This is a genomic window from Bacteroidota bacterium (assembly GCA_016183775.1).
Taxonomy (GTDB): domain Bacteria; phylum Bacteroidota; class Bacteroidia; order JABDFU01; family JABDFU01; genus JABDFU01.
The window spans coordinates 1-20,215 of sequence record JACPDY010000042.1; the positions used below are offsets into that span (position 1 = coordinate 1).

Annotated in this window: 22 protein-coding genes; 19 read left to right on the forward strand and 3 right to left on the reverse strand. The window is 37.9% G+C overall.

The features are described 5' to 3' along the window. The 7 genes from HYU69_05575 to HYU69_05605 form a co-directional block, all read left to right on the forward strand. A partial coding sequence (locus tag HYU69_05575) for a transposase (protein ID MBI2269812.1) occupies positions 1-130 on the forward strand: 130 nt, incomplete at its 5' end. 149 nt (positions 131-279) lie between these two features. Next, positions 280-1,449: a 3-hydroxybutyryl-CoA dehydrogenase gene (locus HYU69_05580; protein MBI2269813.1), complete on the forward strand. Its 1,170-nt coding sequence runs from the start codon at positions 280-282 to the stop codon at positions 1,447-1,449. 7 nt (positions 1,450-1,456) lie between these two features. Beyond that, on the forward strand, positions 1,457-1,891 hold the full coding sequence (locus HYU69_05585) for a hotdog fold thioesterase (GenBank protein ID MBI2269814.1): 435 nt from the start codon (positions 1,457-1,459) through the stop codon (positions 1,889-1,891). Between the two features lie 175 nt (positions 1,892-2,066). Continuing rightward, positions 2,067-3,272 carry a 3-oxoadipyl-CoA thiolase gene (gene pcaF, locus HYU69_05590; protein ID MBI2269815.1) on the forward strand — a complete coding sequence of 402 codons (1,206 nt, stop codon included), beginning with the start codon at positions 2,067-2,069 and terminating at the stop codon, positions 3,270-3,272. A gap of 75 nt (positions 3,273-3,347) precedes the next feature. Beyond that, entirely contained in the window at positions 3,348-3,716 is a 369-nt protein-coding gene (locus HYU69_05595) for a GIY-YIG nuclease family protein (GenBank protein ID MBI2269816.1), read from the forward strand. Continuing rightward, complete coding sequence (locus HYU69_05600) at positions 3,716-4,315, forward strand: transferase hexapeptide repeat family protein (GenBank protein MBI2269817.1); 600 nt, start codon at positions 3,716-3,718, stop codon at positions 4,313-4,315. Before HYU69_05595 ends, HYU69_05600 begins: the two co-directional genes overlap by 1 nt. Positions 4,316-4,342: 27 nt before the next feature. Then, a complete protein-coding gene (locus HYU69_05605) occupies positions 4,343-5,254 on the forward strand; it encodes a DUF72 domain-containing protein (protein ID MBI2269818.1) in 912 nt (303 codons plus the stop codon). A gap of 4 nt (positions 5,255-5,258) precedes the next feature. On the opposite strand, the gene HYU69_05610 is transcribed toward HYU69_05605, so the two are convergent. The 3 genes from HYU69_05610 to pdhA are packed head-to-tail and all read right to left on the reverse strand — an operon-like array spanning position 5,259 to position 8,028. After that, positions 5,259-6,557: a pyruvate dehydrogenase complex dihydrolipoamide acetyltransferase gene (locus HYU69_05610; protein MBI2269819.1), complete on the reverse strand. Its 1,299-nt coding sequence runs from the start codon at positions 6,555-6,557 to the stop codon at positions 5,259-5,261. Between the two features lie 45 nt (positions 6,558-6,602). Continuing rightward, positions 6,603-6,947 (reverse strand): four helix bundle protein, encoded by a 345-nt coding sequence (locus HYU69_05615; protein ID MBI2269820.1) that lies wholly within the window; start codon positions 6,945-6,947, stop codon positions 6,603-6,605. A 40-nt stretch (positions 6,948-6,987) separates the two neighbouring features. Then, a complete protein-coding gene (pdhA, locus tag HYU69_05620) occupies positions 6,988-8,028 on the reverse strand; it encodes a pyruvate dehydrogenase (acetyl-transferring) E1 component subunit alpha (GenBank protein ID MBI2269821.1) in 1,041 nt (346 codons plus the stop codon). A 309-nt stretch (positions 8,029-8,337) separates the two neighbouring features. Here pdhA and HYU69_05625 point away from each other — a divergent pair, with 309 nt between their 5' ends. The 12 genes from HYU69_05625 to HYU69_05680 form a co-directional block, all read left to right on the forward strand. After that, a complete protein-coding gene (locus tag HYU69_05625) occupies positions 8,338-8,931 on the forward strand; it encodes a DUF4956 domain-containing protein (GenBank protein MBI2269822.1) in 594 nt (197 codons plus the stop codon). Between the two features lie 159 nt (positions 8,932-9,090). Further along, the gene (locus HYU69_05630; GenBank protein ID MBI2269823.1) at positions 9,091-9,357 is read left to right on the forward strand and encodes a 30S ribosomal protein S20; all 267 of its coding nucleotides are present in this window, start codon (positions 9,091-9,093) and stop codon (positions 9,355-9,357) included. 185 nt (positions 9,358-9,542) lie between these two features. Then, positions 9,543-10,367 carry a DUF1571 domain-containing protein gene (locus HYU69_05635; GenBank protein MBI2269824.1) on the forward strand — a complete coding sequence of 275 codons (825 nt, stop codon included), beginning with the start codon at positions 9,543-9,545 and terminating at the stop codon, positions 10,365-10,367. 209 nt (positions 10,368-10,576) lie between these two features. Further along, entirely contained in the window at positions 10,577-11,032 is a 456-nt protein-coding gene (gene rplM, locus HYU69_05640; GenBank protein ID MBI2269825.1) for a 50S ribosomal protein L13, read from the forward strand. Positions 11,033-11,037: 5 nt separating this feature from the next. After that, entirely contained in the window at positions 11,038-11,424 is a 387-nt protein-coding gene (gene rpsI / locus HYU69_05645; GenBank protein MBI2269826.1) for a 30S ribosomal protein S9, read from the forward strand. A 79-nt stretch (positions 11,425-11,503) separates the two neighbouring features. Continuing rightward, entirely contained in the window at positions 11,504-12,451 is a 948-nt protein-coding gene (gene rpsB / locus HYU69_05650; GenBank protein ID MBI2269827.1) for a 30S ribosomal protein S2, read from the forward strand. 27 nt (positions 12,452-12,478) lie between these two features. Further along, the gene (locus HYU69_05655) at positions 12,479-13,312 is read left to right on the forward strand and encodes an elongation factor Ts (GenBank protein ID MBI2269828.1); all 834 of its coding nucleotides are present in this window, start codon (positions 12,479-12,481) and stop codon (positions 13,310-13,312) included. Positions 13,313-13,441: 129 nt separating this feature from the next. Further along, complete coding sequence (locus HYU69_05660; GenBank protein MBI2269829.1) at positions 13,442-14,122, forward strand: hypothetical protein; 681 nt, start codon at positions 13,442-13,444, stop codon at positions 14,120-14,122. A 224-nt stretch (positions 14,123-14,346) separates the two neighbouring features. Beyond that, on the forward strand, positions 14,347-14,877 hold the full coding sequence (locus tag HYU69_05665; protein MBI2269830.1) for a hypothetical protein: 531 nt from the start codon (positions 14,347-14,349) through the stop codon (positions 14,875-14,877). Between the two features lie 226 nt (positions 14,878-15,103). Then, positions 15,104-16,276 (forward strand): hypothetical protein, encoded by a 1,173-nt coding sequence (locus tag HYU69_05670; protein MBI2269831.1) that lies wholly within the window; start codon positions 15,104-15,106, stop codon positions 16,274-16,276. 7 nt (positions 16,277-16,283) lie between these two features. Continuing rightward, entirely contained in the window at positions 16,284-17,006 is a 723-nt protein-coding gene (locus HYU69_05675) for an outer membrane beta-barrel protein (GenBank protein MBI2269832.1), read from the forward strand. A gap of 4 nt (positions 17,007-17,010) precedes the next feature. Then, a partial coding sequence (locus HYU69_05680; GenBank protein ID MBI2269833.1) for a VCBS repeat-containing protein occupies positions 17,011-20,215 on the forward strand: 3,205 nt, incomplete at its 3' end.

Genomic DNA, 20,215 nt, shown 5'->3' on the forward strand with positions numbered 1-20,215 from the left:
GATTATTGAAAGAACTTTTTCTTGGTTTGAAAACCAACGAAGATTGAGTAAAGATTTTGAATATTTGCTTGAAACAAGTGAGGCAATGATTCATTTTGCAGCTATAAAAATATTATTGAATAAAATTTAAACAGTTTCTAAGAGTTCTCAACTTTCCTATCCAGGTGGAAGGGGGCGTGCTATGAAAGAATGAGTTCACGTAAGCAGCAAACATTCAAAAGAATGGACTAAATTTGCTGAACAAGCAATGGAATATGTATCGGTTCCAAAAAGTAATGTATGCTGAATAAAGAAACCCAAATTGGTGTTATTGGTTCCGGTGCTATGGGTAGTGGCATTGCACAGGTTGCTGCAATGGCAGGACATGATGTATTGGTGTATGACAATAACAGTGCGGCTCTTGATAAAAGTAAAACGACATTGCAGGTTGTTTTAAATAAACTGGTGGAAAAACAAAAGCTTGCCAAAGAAGCTGCTGATGATATTTTAAAACACATTAAATATGTTTCAAGCCTCACCGGTCTTAAATCATGCGGACTAGTTGTTGAAGCGATCATTGAGAATCTTAGTGTAAAACAAAAAGTATTTTCTGATCTTGAAACAATTGTGCCGGCAGAATGTATATTGGCAAGCAATACATCATCTCTTTCCATAACATCAATTGCCTCATCATGCACAAAACCTCAAAGGGTAATTGGAGTCCATTTTTTCAATCCTGCACCTTTAATGCCATTGGTAGAAATTATTCCCGGCTTAGCTACTTCTCAGGAGGTAATAGTCGGATCAAAAAAGATGATTGATAGCTGGGGTAAAACTACTGTACTTGCAAAGGATACGCCCGGCTTTATTGTTAATCGTGTGGCACGCCCGTTTTACGGCGAGGCAATTCGTATTTATGAAGAGGGTTTTGCGGATTTCGCAACCATTGACTGGGCCATGAAAGAGTTTGGTGGTTTTAAAATGGGGCCCTTCGAGTTAATGGATATGATCGGGAATGATATCAATTATACGGTTACTGAAACCGTTTGGACACAAATGTTCTATGATCAACGCTACAAACCATCTTTGACACAAAAGCGATTGTTCGAAGCCAAACGTTTTGGTCGTAAATCAGGGCAAGGATATTATAATTACAGTGAGGGAGCTTCAATTCCTCAGCCTACTTTGGATGAAGAGCTGGGTGAAGGTATTTTTCACCGTGTATTATATATGCTCATCAATGAAGCGGCTGATACACTATATATGAAAATTGCTTCGAAAGAAGATATAGACCTGGCAATGACCAAAGGTGTAAATTATCCCAAAGGGCTGTTGAAATGGGCTGATCAGATTGGTATTGAAAAAATTTCGGATGTGCTGCAGGATATGTATGATGAGTATGCTGAGGACCGTTACAGGCCCAGCGTATTGATCAAACGTATGGCCGCTGATAAAATTACCTTTTATTAAGAAAATAATGTCGCAAAAAACATTAGCTCAAAGGGTTGTCGATCAGATGTACAACAACGACTGGTTCAGTCAGTGGTTGGGTATTGAGCTGCTTGAGGTAAAAACCGGGGCTTGCACATTGCGTATGAAAATACGCAAGGAAATGTTAAATGGTTTTGCCATTGCGCATGGTGGCATCACTTATTCATTAGCGGATAGTGCGCTTGCATTCGCTTCTAATTCACATGGACGTAAAAGTGTTTCAGTTGAAACTTCCATTTCTCATACAGTATCGCTGGTGGAAGGCGACGTGATAACTGCTATTGCTCAAGAGGTTTCTTTATCAAATAAGATCGGAATATATAGTATTACAATAACCAACCAGGATAATAAAACAGTAGCCTTATTTAAGGGAACGGTTTATAGAACTTCAAAAGATTGGTTTCCTACTGAAGGGGAATAGAATACGGATGTGTTATGATCATTAAGATATACGCTGATAGATCATAACCAATCATAATTATCATAAAGATCAGCGTGCCATTAATTATGAAATAGCCACATACCTTCAGCACACCAACCGAAAATGAATATGGCGTATTCCATTTGACAAACAGCAACTTACAAATTATATACAAATGAAAAGTGTTTACATAATAGACGGTATCCGCACCCCGATCGGTAATTTTGGCGGGTCATTAGCAACTATAAGAACAGATAATCTTGCAACCGTTGTTCTGAAGGAGTTGATGAAAAGAAATTCAGGTGTTGATCCGAATGAAATTGGTGATGTTATCATGGGATGTGCCAATCAATCAGGTGAAGATAATCGCAATGTAGCTCGTATGGCTTTATTAATGGCCGGGTTACCTGTTTCAGTACCAGGAGAAACAGTTAATCGTTTGTGTGCTTCGGGTTTATCCGCTTCTATGGCAGCTGCCCGTTCAATAATGGTTGGCGATGCAGAATTAATGATATCGGGTGGAGTGGAGAACATGACCCGGGGTCCATGGGTAATTTCTAAAACAAGTTCCGCGTTTGGACGTGATGCACAAATGTTCGACAGTAGTTTCGGTTGGCGTTTCATTAATCCAAAGATGAAAGAAATGTATGGTACGGATGCAATGGGTGAGACCGCCGAAAATCTTGCTGACCGTGATAAGATCAGTCGTGAGGATCAGGATAAATTTTCTGTATGGAGTCAAATGAAAGCAACGGCTGCGCAAAAGAACGGACGCTTTGCCAAAGAAATAATTGGTGTGGGAATTCCACAGCGTAAAGGTGATCCTATACTTTTTGATAAGGATGAATTTATTAAGCCATCCACAACTCTTGATGTTTTGGCCAAACTAAAACCATCTTTCAGAAAGGACGGGACTGTAACCCCCGGTAATGCATCGGGTTTAAATGATGGTGCCGCTGCTATTTTGTTGGCTTCTGAAAATGCCGTCAAAAAATATAATTTAAAACCCAGGGCACGTATCGTTTCATCAGGAGTAGCCGGTGTTGAGCCCCGCATCATGGGTATTGGTCCGGTGGCAGCGAGTAATAAGGCTTTACAAAAGGCTGGTTTAAAAATGAGCGATATGGATATTGTTGAACTTAATGAAGCTTTCGCTGCACAAAGTCTTGCCTGTACCCGCGCATGGGGTATCGCTGACAATGATCCCCGAATCAATCCGAATGGCGGCGCCATTGCATTAGGTCATCCATTAGGAATGAGCGGCGCTCGAATTCTTAATTCAGCCGCAATTGAGTTGCAAGAGAAGAACAAAAAGTATGCACTTGTTACCATGTGTATAGGAGTAGGGCAGGGGTATGCGGTAGTTATTGAAAAAGTATAATTATTAACGATTTGGATAGCGCGCAGGTCAGTCTGAGCGGAGTCGAAGACGAGTGCGGGCCTTTATAAGATATCAATGAAACGATTGTTAGTATATATTGTTAAGTGTTCTGATGATAGTTATTATACAGGTGTAACAAATAATATAGACCGCAGGTTAAATGAACACAATTGTGGTCATAGTCCATCATCTTATACAAGTTCGAGGCGTCCGGTGGAGTTAGTGTTTTACGAAATATTTGATAGACCACTTGAGGCAATTGATTTTGAGAAAAAATTGAAAGGTTGGTCACGAGCTAAAAAGGAGGCACTAATTAATAGTAATTGGGATAAATTAAAACATCATGCAATTTGTAAAAATGAAACAAGTCATTTGAACTATAAGCAGTCCAACGCGCACACTTCGACTCCGCTCAGTGTGACCGACACACAAAATATAAATTAATGATCTACGAATTCAACGGATATAAACCAGTCATTCACCAAAGCTCATTCATTCATTCGCAGGCTGCGGTAACCGGAAATGTAATTATCGGTAAAGATGTTTACATAGGTCCCGGTGCGGCCATTCGCGGCGATTGGGGACAAATAATCATTGAAGATGGCTGTAATGTGCAGGAGAATTGTACTATTCATATGTTTCCGGGAACAACAGTAATATTAAAGGAAAGTGCGCACATTGGGCATGGAGCGATTATTCATGGGGCCATAATTGGAAAAAATGTGTTAGTGGGGATGAATGCGGTGATTATGGATAGCGTTGTTATTGGTGACAACTGCATCATTGGTTCCCTTGCCTTTGTTCCAACCGGCATGATTATTCCTGAAAGAAAGGTTGTTGTTGGAAATCCCGCTAAAATTGTGAAGGATGTGAGTGATGAAATGATCGAATGGAAAACACAGGGCACAAAATTATATCAACAGTTGCCTGCCGGGTGTTATGCCACGCTTAAAGTTTGTGAACCGCTTCGTGAAATACCGAAAGAAAGGCCAACGCAACAGGACATATATAAGACCTGGAAGGAAACGAAGAGAAAAGATTAAATCCTTATTCCCAACTCCTAAATCCGTATGGAATTCGGTAAAGTACCTTCTTCAGAGATAAATAAAATTGATTTCCGTTTACCTCCGGACAGGCCTGAAACAAAATTGACATTAAAAAATAATCCTCTTCCTAAAAACAAAAAGGTTAAAGTGTTTGTGGGCTGCGCTAAATGGGGCCGCAAGGAGTGGCTGGGAAAGTTGTATCCGAAAGGTACAAAGGATGCTGATTTTCTTGAACACTATGCCAGGCATTTTAATTGTATTGAGTTCAATGCAATGTTTTACCAGGTATTTCCTAAAGCCACCATAGAAAAGTGGACAAGTAAGGTGGGAAAGGATTTTTTGTTTTGTCCGAAGTTTAATAATTCCATAACGCACGTCAGCAGGTTGAAAAGCGCAAAGCATGTTACGGATATATATCTTGATGCTATATCTGCGTTTGGGAAAAATCTGGGTCCCTGTTTTCTACAGCTTTCTGATAATTATGGACCCAAAGAATTCGAATATTTAAAAGCATATTTAAAATCCTTGCCAAAAGACCTGGAGGTATTTGTTGAAGTGCGTCACAAAGAATGGTACGAACCTGGTAATTCGAAACGCTTATTTGAAATGTTACAGGAAACTAAATTTGGTGCTGTGATTACCGATGCCTCTGGACGCAGGGATTGTGTGCATATGGCCTTAACCGTTCCAAAGGCATTTATCCGGTTTGTTGGTAACGGTTTACATCCTACAGATTATACGCGCAGTGACGATTGGGTAAAACGAATGAAAAAATGGATGGATGCCGGTATTCACGAAATTTATTTTTTTATGCACCAGCATAACGAATTGCATTCACCTGAATTGGCGCTCTATACAATTCAGAAGATCAATAAGGTATGCGGGCTTAATATTCCCGAACCAGGGTTTATAAAGGAAAAAAGCTTGTTCGGGTAAGGTTTTAAATCGACTGGGCTCCCAATAATAGTACCGGGTTTTCAAGCATTTGCTTCAATGTTTGCAGGAAGGCCGATCCTGTAGCGCCGTCAACCACACGATGATCGCATGATAAAGTAACCTTCATTATGTTACCTGCAGCTAATTGTCCGTTCTTTACAACAGCGGCTTCTTTTATGCCGCCAATGGCAAGTATGCATGCATCAGGAGGATTAATGATGGCGGTAAACTCATCAATACCAAACATGCCTAAATTAGAGATCGTAAAAGTATTCCCTTCCCAATCCGCGGGCTGTAATTTTTTGTCTTTCGCTTTTTGAGCGAACGTTTTCACTTCAACAGCTATTTGTGAAAGTGTTTTCCCGTCTGCAAAACGAACTACGGGAACCAGCAGTCCGTCCTCAACAGCAACGGCAACACCAATATTAATGTGATGATTATAACGAATCACCTCATTTAACCAGGAAGAGTTTACTTTGGGATGTTTACGGAGTGATGCTGCCACCGCTTTTATAATAATATCGTTGAATGAAATTTTTACAGAAGCAACAGTATTAATAGCTTCACGGGCCTTTATCGCCTCATCCATCTGAATCTCCATGGTGAGGTAAAAATGCGGAGAGGTGAATTTGCTTTCAGCAAGCCTGCGTGCGATCGTTTTGCGCATCTGTGATATTTCAACTTCTTCGTAACTCTCAACACCGACAAAAGTGGATGCCGCTGATCCGCCATAGTTTTCAATATCTCTTTTTATAACCCGTCCTCCGTCACCCGTGCCTCTGAGCATACTCACAGCTATCCCTTTTTCTTCAGCGAGCATTTTAGCTAATGGAGAAGCTTTGACGCGACCGTTTGAAATAGTTTCAGGTTTCGGGTGCCTGGTTTCAGGTTTTGAAGCTGTTTGTGAACTGCCATTGCCCTTTGCCAACTGCCCTTTGCCAACTTCTTCTTGCTGCTTACTTCCACCTGCCACTGTTGCTACTTTTTTCTCTTCCTTCACTTCTGATTTCTGACTTCCGGCTTCTGACTTTTTTTCTCCTGCTATTAATGCTGAAATATCTTCTCCTTCTTTACCTATGATCGCCAAAATGGAATCAACCGGCGCGCCTTTTTTATCCGGAACACCAATGTATAACAATGTGCCATCGTAAAATGATTCAAACTCCATGGTTGCTTTATCACTGTCGATCTCGGCAAGGATATCACCCGACTTAACTTTGTCGCCAACTTTTTTTAACCATTTGGATACAACACCTTCTGTCATGGTGTCGCTTAGTTTGGGCATTCTTACTACTTCGGCCATAGTTTTATAAATGAAGGATTAAAAATTAATAATTAAAAATGAATTTTACTCTTTCGAGGATTTAATGATTGCTGTTAAAATATTAATAATGTCTTGAATTTCACTGAGAAAAGAGGTGTAATCGTGTTTTACAAGTTGACTCCTTTCAAGTAGTCTTAACCAGTATCTCGTTTCTCTTGCTTCTTTATAGGCAATTATCATTTTCGCCACAAAATCCTTCTTCGAATGCCCGCCTACAGCTTCTTCAACATTAGCACCAACGCTCGTCCCTGCTCTTAATATTTGTTTAGATAAAACATATTCATTTTTTGAAGTAAGAATTTTATAGAGTGAAATTATTTTTAATGCAAAATCAAAAGTTTTATCCAGTATTAAATTATCTTTTGCCACGACGCAATTCTTAATTTTTCATTCTTAATTTTTCATTCTCTTATTCCTTTATGTACGGATAATCGCCCTGGGTATAAACGTCTTTATAAAGCTCCGATGGATCAGGGTAAGGAGACTCTTCAGCAAACTTAATTGAGTCATCAACTATTGCTTTGATTTTCGCTTCCATGGCTTCCACTTCCTTATCTGTGATCCAGTCATTCTTCTTTAACGTAGCTAATACAAGTTCAATAGGGTCCTTTTTTTTGTAGTCTTCAACTTCTTCTTTAGACCGGTATGTTCCGGGATCACTCATGGAGTGACCGCGGTAACGATAGGTTTTCATTTCAAGCAAGGTAGGTCCTTTGCCTTTGCGTGCATGCTCAGCTGCCGATGCAATGGCTTTGTGAACAGCCTCGCAACTCATACCATCAACCGCAAACGAAGGCATTTCATAGGATAAACCTAGCTTGTAAAGATCGTGCACGTTGGAGGTCCTTTCAACAGAAGTTCCCATAGCATAATTGTTGTTCTCAATAATAAAGATCACAGGAAGTTTCCAAAGCATAGCCATGTTAAATGCCTCATGCAATGCACCCTGGCGAACCGCCCCATCTCCCATATAACAAAGCGTTACGCTCTCATTCCCGTTGTATTTGTCGGCAAAGGCAATGCCGGCACCCAGGGGGATCTGTCCGCCCACAATTCCATGTCCGCCGAAAAAGTTATGTTCTTTACTGAACATGTGCATTGATCCCCCTTTGCCTTTTGAGCAGCCGGTGGCTTTTGCAAACAATTCGGCCATTACATATTTGGGTTGAACTCCGCGTGCTATCGGATGCGCGTGATCCCGGTAAGCTGTTATAACGCGGTCCTCTTTTCGGGTTGCGCTTTCCGCGCCTGCAGCCAATGCTTCCTGCCCGATATATAAATGACAAAATCCGCGGATCTTTTGCTGTATATAAAGCTGGCCTGAGCGCTCTTCAAACCGGCGCATCAGCAACATTAGTTCATACCAGTATAAGTATGTTTTTTTGTCGAATTTTTGTGAAGTATTACTGCCCGAAACAGCCTTCTCACTCTTTGTCGTTGTTTTTTCCATGCAGGTATGGTAATATTAAGGTGTCAAATTTAGCAATAAAAAGCAATTAAAGTTAGCCCTTGAAGGAAGATTTATCTATACATATTTAATTTGTAATCAGATACTTGTATCATAATCAATACTGTTTTGTTATTTAACCTGGTTAAGGTATATTTAACAACTCTAATTTATAGCTATGCCGTCACGAAATATATTTCGCCTTTGTATGTTTTTCATAGTATTGTTTTCTTGTTTAAATGCAGGAGTGGCGCAGCAAATGCATATCTGGCAGGGCCCGCTTTAAGAGATGAACATTTTAATAAAATAGAGATGGCATGCACCCTTTTTCAAATTGAACAGAGAAGTCTGAATATGTATTTTTTTACTGCCTTATTGATTGACATCATTTTCGTGTTCATCCTTATCCGTTTTATCTATTACTCCATATATGGGAAAAAAGATTTTTTCTTTACTTTTTTTCTTTTCAATATTTTGGTTTTCATAATAACTTATTTGTTCAATAAGATAGAACTATCTACCGGCGCGGCTTTTGGGATATTTGCTGTGTTTTCATTATTGCGTTACAGAACAGAGGATATTTCGGCCAAAGACATGACCTATCTGTTTATTGTTATAGCGCTTGGCCTGGTTAACTCAATTGACAGGGGAAATATTATTGATATATTGGTTATTGATTTAATTGTTGTCATTGCAGCTTACATGCTTGATGGCAGTTTATTCATGAAAAACGAAATGGTGCAGTCCATACAATATGGCAATTTAGAAATGATAAAACCGGAGAAACTTGGAGCATTAAAGGAAGATCTGAAAAGGCTGACGGGTCTTAATATTCATAAAGTGAGTATTTATAAGGTCGATTTCGTTAAAAACTCAGCCAACATTAAAATTTATTATTACGACTGAATTTGCTGTAATTTTAATCGGGTATGGTCTACAGAATCTGCCGGTTTAAGAGATTTCGTGAGTAAAAATCAAGCCTGCTTTAATTATGCATATAATTATTTGCATTTCCGGCCAAAAGGCGTACATTTGCGGTCCAATTTAGTAATAAAAACATAAAAAATGGCAAATCATAAATCAGCCGAAAAGCGTATAAGGGCTAACGATTCGAAGCGTTTAAGAAACAGGTATTATACTAAAACTGCAAGAACAGCGATTAAGGATCTTCGTACAGAAACCGATAAGACAAAGGCGCAAACTGAGCTTCCTAAAATAACTTCTATGCTTGATAAATTGGCTAAGAAAAATGTTATACATAAAAATAAGGCGGCTAACCTTAAGTCAAAACTCACAAAGTTTGTAAATACGCTTGGAGTTGTAAAAAAATAAATTTGTATTGATTTATATTAACAGGCTTCACATATTTTGTGAGGCCTGTTTTGTTTTATATTTACCATTGAATTTACTTACACAACGTTTTGAAAAAGTACGGTTTATTTATTTTATTCCCTTTAATTTTCGTCTCGCTTCTGGCGTTTAAAAGCGGGAGCCGTTCTCATCCGTCTCTTACCTGCATGTCAGAATGCGGCTTCGGCAAGACCCCGGATATGCCTGCTGATCAGAATGCGATAACAAGCCGCGAGCTTATTAATCAATTAATGAAAGGGATCGATAATATTAAAACGCTTAAGTACGATCTTAAGATCACTGAGCGGATCGAAGGGCAGTTTAAAAATTACGGTTCAAGTATTAAGCTGCAGCGCTCACCACGTAAGCTCTATATATACGTAAAAGGTGCCGAAGTGCTTTGGGTTGAAGGGAAAAATAATGGTGATGCATTGGTCAATCCCGGTTCATTCCCATACATAAACCTTAACCTGAGTCCATTCGGCTCATTAATGACCAGCGATCAGCATCACACTATACATGAGATCGGATTCGATTACTTTAAAACAACAATTGAGTATTCCATAAAACAGATCGGCGATCGGTTTGAGAAATGCTTTTTATATGGAGGAGAAGAAAAGGTCAATGGCCGAACCGCTTATAAGGTTACAATACTTGATAACGATTTTGCTTTTGTGCCATATGTTGTAAAAAAAGGAGAAACCCTCGTAACTATCGCGCGTAAACTGGCATTAAGTGAATACATGATTAAAGAGAATAATAAAAAGATCAAAAATTATAATGATGTAAAAGAAGGCCAGGAGATCATTGTTCCGAATGCCTATGCAAAAATGACCATAATTTATATTGACAAGGTGTATTTTGTTCCATTATTAACCCGCGTTTATGACGATAAAGGTTTATTCGAGTCGTATGAATATCTTAACATCCAGGTAAATCCCAAAATAACCGATGAAGAGTTTACAAAGGAGTTTAAAGAATACCATTTTTAGAATAATTTAACTTATTGATATTCAATAATATAGTTAAAATGTATTTTTTGTTCGGCAAAATTTAGGCTAGCTTTCCCGTACATCCTGCCTTTCCCTTACAACTAATACATTAATTCACCGCTAAACTTGCTCAGTCTCGAAAACCTTTTTATCTTCGCAACCCCTTTTAAGGGAAGTATATAATTTTGAACAATTAAAATACAAAAACAGTGGATTCAGTCAGCTACAAAACAGTTTATAAAAACAAAGAAACTGCACAGAAAAATTGGATTTTGGTAGACGCCGAAAACGAAGTTTTAGGTCGTTTAGCATCACGTGTCGCTTACGTTTTAAGAGGTAAGCACAAAACATCATTCACACCGCATGTTGATAGCGGCGATAATGTTGTGATCATCAATGCCGAAAAGATCAAATTAACCGGAAAGAAACTAACGGATAAGGAATATATCCGTCATACCGGTTATCCCGGAGGTCAGCGTTTTGCCACTCCCAAGGAGTTGCTTCATACTCACCCTGAGCGTGTAATTGAAATGGCGGTTAAACGGATGTTGCCTAAAACAAAATTAGGTGACGCTGTATACAAAAATCTTTTTGTATACCCTGGTGCCAAACATCCTCATGAAGCGCAACAACCCAAAGCAATTAAATTAACATCAATCAAATAAATACGATGGACGTAATTAACACATCAGGAAGAAGAAAAACATCCGTAGCCCGCATTTATGCCGCTAAAGGAAAAGGAGAAATTACTGTTAACGGAAAAGAATACAAAGACTATTTCCCAACCGAGATCCTTCGTTATAAAGTGACGCAGGCCCTGGTGATAGCTAAATCTGAGGACAAGTATGATATTACAGCCACTATTACAGGCGGCGGTCTTACCGGTCAGGCTGAGGCATTGCGTTTGGCAATTGCGAAGGCTATGATCACAGTTGATGATGAGCTGAGAAAAGCATTCAAAACAGATCGTCTTTTGACACGTGACCCCCGTATGGTGGAACGAAAGAAGCCCGGTCAGAAGAAGGCCCGTAAACGTTTCCAATTCAGCAAACGTTAATATTTTAATCAACCTAATAAAATTAATAATTAAACCTTGTGGTTAGCGTAGCCAAACCATTAAACTGAAAACTGATAGAATGTCAAGAACAAATTTCAACGATTTACTGGAAGCCGGTGTACACTTTGGTCACCTGCGCAGAAAATGGAACCCTGCAATGGCTCCATATATCTTCACTGAGAAGAATGGAATTCATATTATTGATCTGAATAAGACTGTCGCTAAGATTGATGAAGCCGCGGCTGCGTTGAAGCAAATTGCCCGCACAGGTAAAAAAATATTATTTGTCGCTACCAAAAAGCAAGGTAAAGAGATCGTTGCCGAAAAGGTAAAACGCATTAACATGCCTTATGTTACTGAGCGCTGGCCCGGTGGTATGCTTACAAACTTTGCTACAATCCGTAAAGCTATACGCAAAATGGCTTTGATCGATAAGATGTCGACTGACGGAACATATAATAACATCTCTAAAAAGGAGCGTTTGATGATTGCACGTGAGCGCGCCAAACTTGAATCACAATTAGGCAGTGTGGCCGATCTTACACGTCTTCCTGCAGCCTTGTTCGTCGTTGACATTATGAAGGAGCACATTGCTGTTGCTGAAGCAAAGCGTTTAAACATTCCTACTTACGCGATTGTTGATACAAATTCAGATCCGAATAAAGTTGACCTGCCTATTCCGGGTAATGATGACGCTTCATCATCGATAGCTATTATTACTGAATTAATCGTTAAAGCCATTGAAGAAGGTTTGGGCGAAAGAAAGATGGATAAAGAAGCGGCAGCTGCGGAAGAAAAAGAAAGAGCTGATGCTGAAGAGAGATCATCGAAAGAAGAAGCTGAAGAATTGATCAGCGGTTCTGCTAAATTGAAAAAATATTCTGAAGAAGAAGCGCGTCCGGAAGGGGTTGCAACAAAACAGCGTCCGAGAAAAGGTGCTGCACCTGCAGGCGGTGGTCGTGGAGGGTCATCTTCAGGTCGTCCGGGTGGGCCATCAAGTCGCCCAGGCGGACCAAGAAAGAAATAATTAATTAAATCAAATTTTTAGTATACCATGTCAACTATAACTGCTGCTGATGTAAATAAGTTAAGACAAACTACCGGTGCGGGTATGATGGATTGTAAGAAAGCTCTTACAGAAGCCGAAGGCGATTTTGAAAAGGCCATTGAACTGCTTCGTAAAAAAGGTCAAAAGGTTGCTGCAAGCCGCAGCGACAGAGCCACTAACGAAGGCGTTGTTATTGCAAAGACCACAACCGATAATAAACGCGGTGTTTTGGTGGTTGTGAACTGCGAAACGGATTTTGTTGCAAAGAACGAAGAGTTCACTCAGTTTGTAAACCAGATCGCGCAGATAGCTATTGACAAGCAGCCTAAAACCATAGAAGAATTAAAATCATTATCCTATAACGGAAACGGACTTACCATTGCCGATAAGATCATTGAGCAGGTAGGTAAAATAGGTGAGAAAATTGAATTGAGTCGTTATGATGTAGTGGAAGCGGCTAATGTAAGCGCTTATATTCATCCGGGAAATAAATTAGCGACTGTAGTTGGTTTCAATAAACCGGATGTTGCGACAGCTGTTCAGAAGGACATTGCAATGCAGGTTGCCGCCATGGCTCCTGTAGCGCTTGATAAATCAGACGTTGATCCAAAATTAGTTGAAAAAGAATTGGAAATAGCCCGTGATCTTATCCGCCAGGAAGGTAAACCGGAAGATATGATTGAAAAGATAGCCCAGGGTAAGATCAATAAATTTTATAAAGAGTCAACCCTGTTGAACCAGGAGTTCATTAAAGACAGTAAAAAAACGGTAGCCCAATACCTCAAGGAGTCCGACAACGGGCTCTCGGTAACAGGCTTCAAACGCTATTCATTAAGCTAAAATTAAATCCTCCGTTTTCGGGGGATTTTTTTTTGATTATAAGATTTTAATAGCAACTTTTGGCTCTTTCATTTCATTATGCCCTACATCTCGCATATTCACCGCACATTGGTCTAAACATAGACCCAAATGAAAACACCAAATATAATTTCAAGTATCACAGTATTAATTATTCTTTTAACCATTGCTTGTAAGAGGGATCCCAAAACTGTTCCAAATAAAGGAACCATATTAGCTCCACAAAATTTATTGGACTATGCTTACTTTAAAGTGGGGACATGGTGGGTATATAAGGATAGTATAACCAATAAACGCGATAGCTTGTATGTTACTTCAGCATCAAGGGGAACATACATAATAACAGAAAAGGATAATGTTGGTTATACAGGCACTTTTGAATTCTTTTCTACCAGGTATCAGGATACAATAGGTAAAAATTATATTCATTCGTTTGATGGAACATGGGTTGACAACAACGGAAGAGGGAGTGTTTTTTGGTATGGCGAAATTCCTGGGTATTATCAAGGAACGGGTCTTTTAATGACAAATAAATTTGTTAAAAATGATATTACTTATGGAAAGAGTGATGGTATAAAGGGGGAAGATTTAACTTGCATGGGGGCTATAGATAGTATTTCTACAATGTTTGGCGTGTATAAAAACATTGTGCGATTTGACGACACCTACCAGTTTGCTGAGTGGAAAAACCGAACACAGGTTTATATTGGTAAAAGCATAGGTATTGTAAAAAAAGTTTTGCTCGACAGCAACCATGTATGGATCCTTGAAAAGTATAATATTATCCAATAAAAATATTCTTTATGAGAATCGTCGCGATCTTATTGTTTCCGGAAGAATGCAGGTGGAGAACAAAAGCCTTGACACAAGAGATTAAAAATAAGTAATAGCTATTTCAATGAAAAACCTTGGATTTCTGTTCTGTTTTCTGATCCACATTTCCTACGCTTTAAGTGCACAGGAGAAATGTTGTGTTTATCATTTTAAACTTGACTTTTTAAATAGCTTATAAATATATGACCAAGATTATACAGAAAATTATATTGTTATTGGCTTTAACATTACAAATTAATTGTATAGGAGCCGTCCAAGATTCAACAAAATTCAAAAAAGATTGGGGAAATATTGGTTTTGGTATTGCATCAAATAAACACCTGACTCAAGGTATGAACGATTTTAATCTTGGGATAAATTACAATCGATTAATTGGTAAACTCTGTTATCAAATCGGATTTAATGGAAATATATTCGCTCAGACACTATATCTCAACTGTATCAATCTCAATGTCGGCTACAGATTATTTGATAGATTTTATTTACTAAGTGGCTTTATAGGGCCCGGATTCATGTGGGGGAATAAAAAAATAACTTCTAACAGTGGAATAGAGTGGCCTTCGTATTCTAGCATTGGATTATCATCAAATATTCAGGTGATTGTTAAACCATTAAAAGATTTAGGAATTGGGACAGAATTTTTTTTTAACATAAATCATGTTCAGAGTAATATAGGCTTACGAATTGTAATTCATTTATCTAATGGCAAATAAGGAATTATAAACTTATAATAATGAAAAAGGTAATATCAATGTGGGATGGAGAATACCAGAATTATCGTGAACGTATAAAACACATACCAAGTTGACCAAGAATCTAACCGAATTATTTGACTTTATCTACTATTTAGTCTAATTTGCTACTACAAATGTATACCAACTGTGGAAAATTTATTTTCCACAGTACCATTTCCAAATGTACAACCAAAACATTGCAACCATGAAAACATTTACAAATAGAAATTATTATACAAAAGCAACATGCTTAATAAGTATAATATTACTTTTTGCTATGAAAATCGCTTTTGCCCAAGATGACTGCGATAATGATGGTAATAAAAGTTGGATGCTGAAGGGAAATAAAATAAAACAAAAAAATTTCTTAGGTACAACTAACGATTTCCCCCTCATTTTTAAAACAAACAATATTGAACGTATTCGCATTGCTAACGCCTCCGGCAATGTAGGAATTGGAGTTACTAATCCAGGTGAAAAACTTGAAGTAAATGGAAATATTAAAACAACTGGCAGTATTATTGCCCAAACGCTGAACATTACTAGCAACACAACGGTTAATCAAATTACTGCCAATAATATAACTGCTTCACATTTTCTTTCACCTAATGGAATCATCCATTTAGGCGACAGTTCGCTTACGTACGACCAGAATAAAAATATTATTTCGTGGTCTTGGGGAAATTATTCCGGAAATCCTCATCCTTATGTTGGGGGATTGAAGATTGCTAGAACCAACACCCCAGCCGGAAATATATATAACAGTATGCTTGCCTATGGAAGTGGTTCCCTCTCTTTTGGAGTATTAACTGGGACAACGTTTGGCGCAACACATTCAATCGTAATGGGTAGCGGACCTGCTTTTAGCACGCCTTTGATAAATAATATAGCCAGTTCATTGATGATAGGCTTCAACAGTGATTTGCCTACTTTATTTATTGGGTCTGCAAGTGGAGTTGGTACTACTGGTAATGTGGGTATCGGAACTACAATTCCGTCTCAAAAACTTGAGGTTGCAGGTGCAATTAGGGCAACGGAGTTAATCATTGCTGATGCTACCAGAGTAAATTTTGTAGTATATAGTAATGGATATGTAAGAGCGAGAGATATATTAATTGATGCACAACCCATTACGCCAGATTATGTATTTGAAAAAAATTATAATTTAAAATCACTCGGTGAAGTTGAACAATATATTAAGGCAAACAAACATCTTCCCAATATTCCTTCAGCAAAGGAGTTTGAAGCAAAGGGCATTACCGTTGGTGAGATTGAAATGAAATTGCTTGAAAAGATCGAAGAGCTTACATTGTATGTCATTGAGCTTAAAAAGGAGAATGAGATTATTAAAGCTAAACTGTTTACGGAGAATAAATAAAGAAGAAATGGTAAATAAAGCACTTTTTATTTCAATACTTCTAATGTTTGTTTTACATATAAATATGTATTCTCAAGAGGAAGTTGTGCCAAGCGAGAAAAAATGGAGTTTTGGGATTTCTATTTCAGGAGATTATTGCTATAGAACCCTTGATACTGATTATGGTCTTGAATTCAAAAGATTTCGCGACTCTGTCGATATCAAAAGATGGAATGGATCGTTTGGAATTATTGCATCAAGAAAAAAATGGAAAAACTTTGAGCTGCAAACAGGATTGATATTTTCGCAAAAGGGGTTTAATAGTAAGCCTTATGTTGTTAAGCAAATAGTGGGAAAGTTTCCAACCTGGTCAACTGACATTGATACCGTTAAAGATGAATTTACATATATTTATTTGAGTTTACCATTGCTAATAAAGTACAATATTGGTAAGTCCAAGTTAAAACTTACGGCAAGTACGGGTATTTTAATTGATTTCTTTATTAATCCGCAGGGCCCACACAATAAGGGGAGTATTACTTATGATTATTTTTGGGGTAGTGGAGCTTCCCAGGTTTATGATGGTGCACATGCTAATCAGATTATTAGCATGGCTTTCAAATGTGGGGTTCAATATGAATTTAGTAAATCGCATGCTTTTAGTATAGAAGGAAATATTACCCGCAATTTACCTAATCAAATATTACAATTGTATTCATACGGAATAACCGGAATATTATATGTTAAATAATATCATGATAAAGAAAGTAATAATTACAGTGTTGCTTGCGAATAATGTTTTGGCGCAATCAGGGATGCCTGATTTGCTGGTTCCAGATATTGGGAGTCAAGGAGCGCCTGAATGTACACAAGAGTGTTATGTTGGTCCTACACAACCCAATTCAACTTATATAACTGGAGGTAGTTTTAAAGGAATATTAGCTGGAAAATGTGTCCATTTGTTGAATGGATTTCATGCCGGAAACTTTACTGCTGGTGGTAACTTCCATGCAACCATTTCTAATACACTACTTGATTTAAAAGTGATAACTCCATATTCTGCTATTGGTGCAAGTGTTGGAAAATATGAAAAATACGAATTGGGAATAAAGTTGCCTGCAACTATTCAAGCCCAAATTGATAATTATTTGGCAGGAGGATCTGGTATTAATCCTTACGATCCCGATCAAATAGATATATCTTTTAACGCATTTCGAACAACTCCATTTCGCCATTCAATTAGTGGCTATGCTTTTTTTTACAAAGAATTTATTCATAATAGCACCAATACTTCCTGGGATAATGTTATTAATGATCCCAATAAAGATTACACATGGAGATTACGAATTGCGCCTGATGAAGTTGGGGAATGGTCTGGTTCTATTTCCGTAAATGTAAATCACACTACAGTAAGTATAGGTTGTTTTAATTTTAATTGTGTGCCGTCAAATAATCAAGGCTACTTAAAAGTGGGGAATTACGATCGATTGAAATTTAGCGAAACCGGAAATCAATTTTTTGGAATAGGTCAAAATATAGGCTTTGTAAATTCATTTTCTTGTGCCTATTATTCTGCCCAACCACAGCATTATATTACATGGCAAGGATACGTATCGGACTTAGCGAGTAATGGCGGTAATTTTTTTAGATTCTTTGCTCATACAAGTTCATTCTTGCCAGAGCTTAACAAATTAGGTGATTACGATGAAGTCCAGCCTCATATGTGGGAATTAGATAAAATGTTTGATTTGGCGCACGATAAAAATATGCATTTCATTTTTTGTTTGGATAATTTTCAGACTTACGACATTAATGACCCATTCTGTTTTACTAATGGATGGCAAAATAACCCTTATCATACAACAATTCCAGGAGTGAACCAACCTATTGATTTTTTTCAAAACCCAATTGCCAAAAAGTATTACCAAAATCGGTTAAGATATATGCTTTCTCGTTGGGGTTACTCAAGTAATATCGCTCTTTTTCAAATTATGAATGAAATTGACCAAACTGGACGTGAATATGCTGTCGGCAACAGCGAAGTTCCCATACGGAATGATTATAAAAACTCTTCGAACTATCGTCAGGCCACAGCAAGTTGGCACTGGGAAATGGCGGAATATATTAAATCTATTGATCAAAAAAAACATTTGGTTTCCACAAGTTATTCTGGCGAACCTGAAAATGATGACAATACATATTTTTCTCCCAATATAAATGTCACAAGTATTCATAGTTATGGATTGAATAGGCGAATAAATTTGGATAGGAACAATGCTCTGTTTCCAATTATACGGAAATACAAAAAGCCATCTACAATTGGCGAAATGGGCAATGGGAATTTTTTAGTTGACAATTGCTTTGATCTTGAATTTCACAATTCCATTTGGGCCAGTGCTTTTATGGGAGGTTATTCTGTTGGTTTAAATTGGAATGCCTGGGAAAAAAACGAATATCGTGCAAATAATATTTCTCACTTAAGGTGGTTTTTTGATAATAATGTAGATTTGAGTAAGGCGAGAGATGTTTTGTTTGGTTCTGAAGATGAGTTACACAAGATAACTTATATAGATTATTCTTTTATAAAGGCTCAAAGTTTGGAAAGAACATATGAATATTACTATTTGACTGATCTAAAAGGTTATTTTGCCGGATGGGTTCACAATATGAGTTGCCATTGGTGGAATTACAGATACATTGATCCATGTATTAACTCTTTAGTTGCTGCTGGTCAGGCAACTAACCCCGATGTTGGGACAAAAGCTGATCAAAATTTAGTTAGTCCTTATACAATTGCAGAGCGCAATATTAAAATTACAAGTGGATTGTCATTCTCAAAAAAGTATGAATTAAAATGGTTTTATACACGAATAATTCAACATTCTTTAACTACGTTAACCATTGCTCCTAACTTATTTGGTAAAGCCAAACTTCCGGTTCCTACAACTGATGAAAATTATCCTGATTGGGCCTTTGTTTTAAAGAGTAAAGACTGTTTTTTTTGTAAACAATCAAATCTTGGTCATGTTGTTTTAGACCCTGACACATTAGATTGTCCGAATGATACCATTATTGCAACAGGAACTTATGAGGACGATTCAACCGGAATTTTTAACTACAATTGGAATTTCGGAAATGGACAATTTTCCAATGTCGCTCATCCCAAAATTTATTATTCAATACCCGGTTCATATGATATTAGATTAATTGTAACCGATACTTTGGGACAAATAGATACGCTTGACCAACGATTTATTGTGCAGGATTGTAGGCCTACGGTTGGTGGATTTTTAAAGAGAGATACTATTTGTGGGAGTGGTCCAGCTGTGGGTGACACGATTATATTTATTGATTCTTCTGGAAGTATTGTGAATAGTATCTCTTATGTAGTAACAGATTCGAGTGGGTTCTTCTCATTCAACAAAGCTGAGGTTCATTCCTTAGACACCGCTATTCGATATCGAATTGCTACCAAAAGTGGTTTAGCTATAGCTGATACAGCAAGCCATACAATACGCGAATGGATCACTTTAAGCCCGGTAATGTTGCATTTAGAGCCTGATTTCCCTCAACAATATTTCACCAAAGTAACCACTGGCGATATTGTCAACCTAGGACGTACTACCAGCAGCAGCTGGGGTGATTATGATGGAGATGGGGACCTGGATGTCATAGCATTCTGTAATCCGGCAAACACACTTTATAGAAATGATTGTGATGGCAACTTTACCCAAGTAACAGGTAATGTGCTCAGTACACCTACTACCCCATTCAACTCTACGCCTGCCGAATGGATAGACTATGACAATGATGGAGATATCGATATTATTTTATATAAACTTGCGGGAGGAACCGGAGTTCCACAAAGCGCCCAATTGTACCAAAATGACGGAAGTGGGAATTTTACCCTTATCACAACCGGACAAATGGTAAACGATACCTTATCACCCCGGTCGGCAA

What these genes read in the sequence shown, in the direction of transcription:
- HYU69_05580 (MBI2269813.1), top strand. Translation starts at nt 280, where the DNA reads ATGCTGAATAAAGAAACCCAAATTGGTGTTATTGGTTCCGGTGCTATG.
- HYU69_05585 (MBI2269814.1), top strand. Translation starts at nt 1,457, where the DNA reads ATGTCGCAAAAAACATTAGCTCAAAGGGTTGTCGATCAGATGTACAAC.
- pcaF (MBI2269815.1), top strand. Translation starts at nt 2,067, where the DNA reads ATGAAAAGTGTTTACATAATAGACGGTATCCGCACCCCGATCGGTAAT.
- HYU69_05595 (MBI2269816.1), top strand. Translation starts at nt 3,348, where the DNA reads ATGAAACGATTGTTAGTATATATTGTTAAGTGTTCTGATGATAGTTAT.
- HYU69_05600 (MBI2269817.1), top strand. Translation starts at nt 3,716, where the DNA reads ATGATCTACGAATTCAACGGATATAAACCAGTCATTCACCAAAGCTCA.
- HYU69_05605 (MBI2269818.1), top strand. Translation starts at nt 4,343, where the DNA reads ATGGAATTCGGTAAAGTACCTTCTTCAGAGATAAATAAAATTGATTTC.
- HYU69_05610 (MBI2269819.1), bottom strand. Translation starts at nt 6,557, where the DNA reads ATGGCCGAAGTAGTAAGAATGCCCAAACTAAGCGACACCATGACAGAA.
- pdhA (MBI2269821.1), bottom strand. Translation starts at nt 8,028, where the DNA reads ATGGAAAAAACAACGACAAAGAGTGAGAAGGCTGTTTCGGGCAGTAAT.
- HYU69_05625 (MBI2269822.1), top strand. Translation starts at nt 8,338, where the DNA reads ATGGCATGCACCCTTTTTCAAATTGAACAGAGAAGTCTGAATATGTAT.
- HYU69_05630 (MBI2269823.1), top strand. Translation starts at nt 9,091, where the DNA reads ATGGCAAATCATAAATCAGCCGAAAAGCGTATAAGGGCTAACGATTCG.
- HYU69_05635 (MBI2269824.1), top strand. Translation starts at nt 9,543, where the DNA reads ATGTCAGAATGCGGCTTCGGCAAGACCCCGGATATGCCTGCTGATCAG.
- rpsI (MBI2269826.1), top strand. Translation starts at nt 11,038, where the DNA reads ATGGACGTAATTAACACATCAGGAAGAAGAAAAACATCCGTAGCCCGC.
- rpsB (MBI2269827.1), top strand. Translation starts at nt 11,504, where the DNA reads ATGTCAAGAACAAATTTCAACGATTTACTGGAAGCCGGTGTACACTTT.
- HYU69_05655 (MBI2269828.1), top strand. Translation starts at nt 12,479, where the DNA reads ATGTCAACTATAACTGCTGCTGATGTAAATAAGTTAAGACAAACTACC.
- HYU69_05660 (MBI2269829.1), top strand. Translation starts at nt 13,442, where the DNA reads ATGAAAACACCAAATATAATTTCAAGTATCACAGTATTAATTATTCTT.
- HYU69_05665 (MBI2269830.1), top strand. Translation starts at nt 14,347, where the DNA reads ATGACCAAGATTATACAGAAAATTATATTGTTATTGGCTTTAACATTA.
- HYU69_05670 (MBI2269831.1), top strand. Translation starts at nt 15,104, where the DNA reads ATGAAAACATTTACAAATAGAAATTATTATACAAAAGCAACATGCTTA.
- HYU69_05675 (MBI2269832.1), top strand. Translation starts at nt 16,284, where the DNA reads ATGGTAAATAAAGCACTTTTTATTTCAATACTTCTAATGTTTGTTTTA.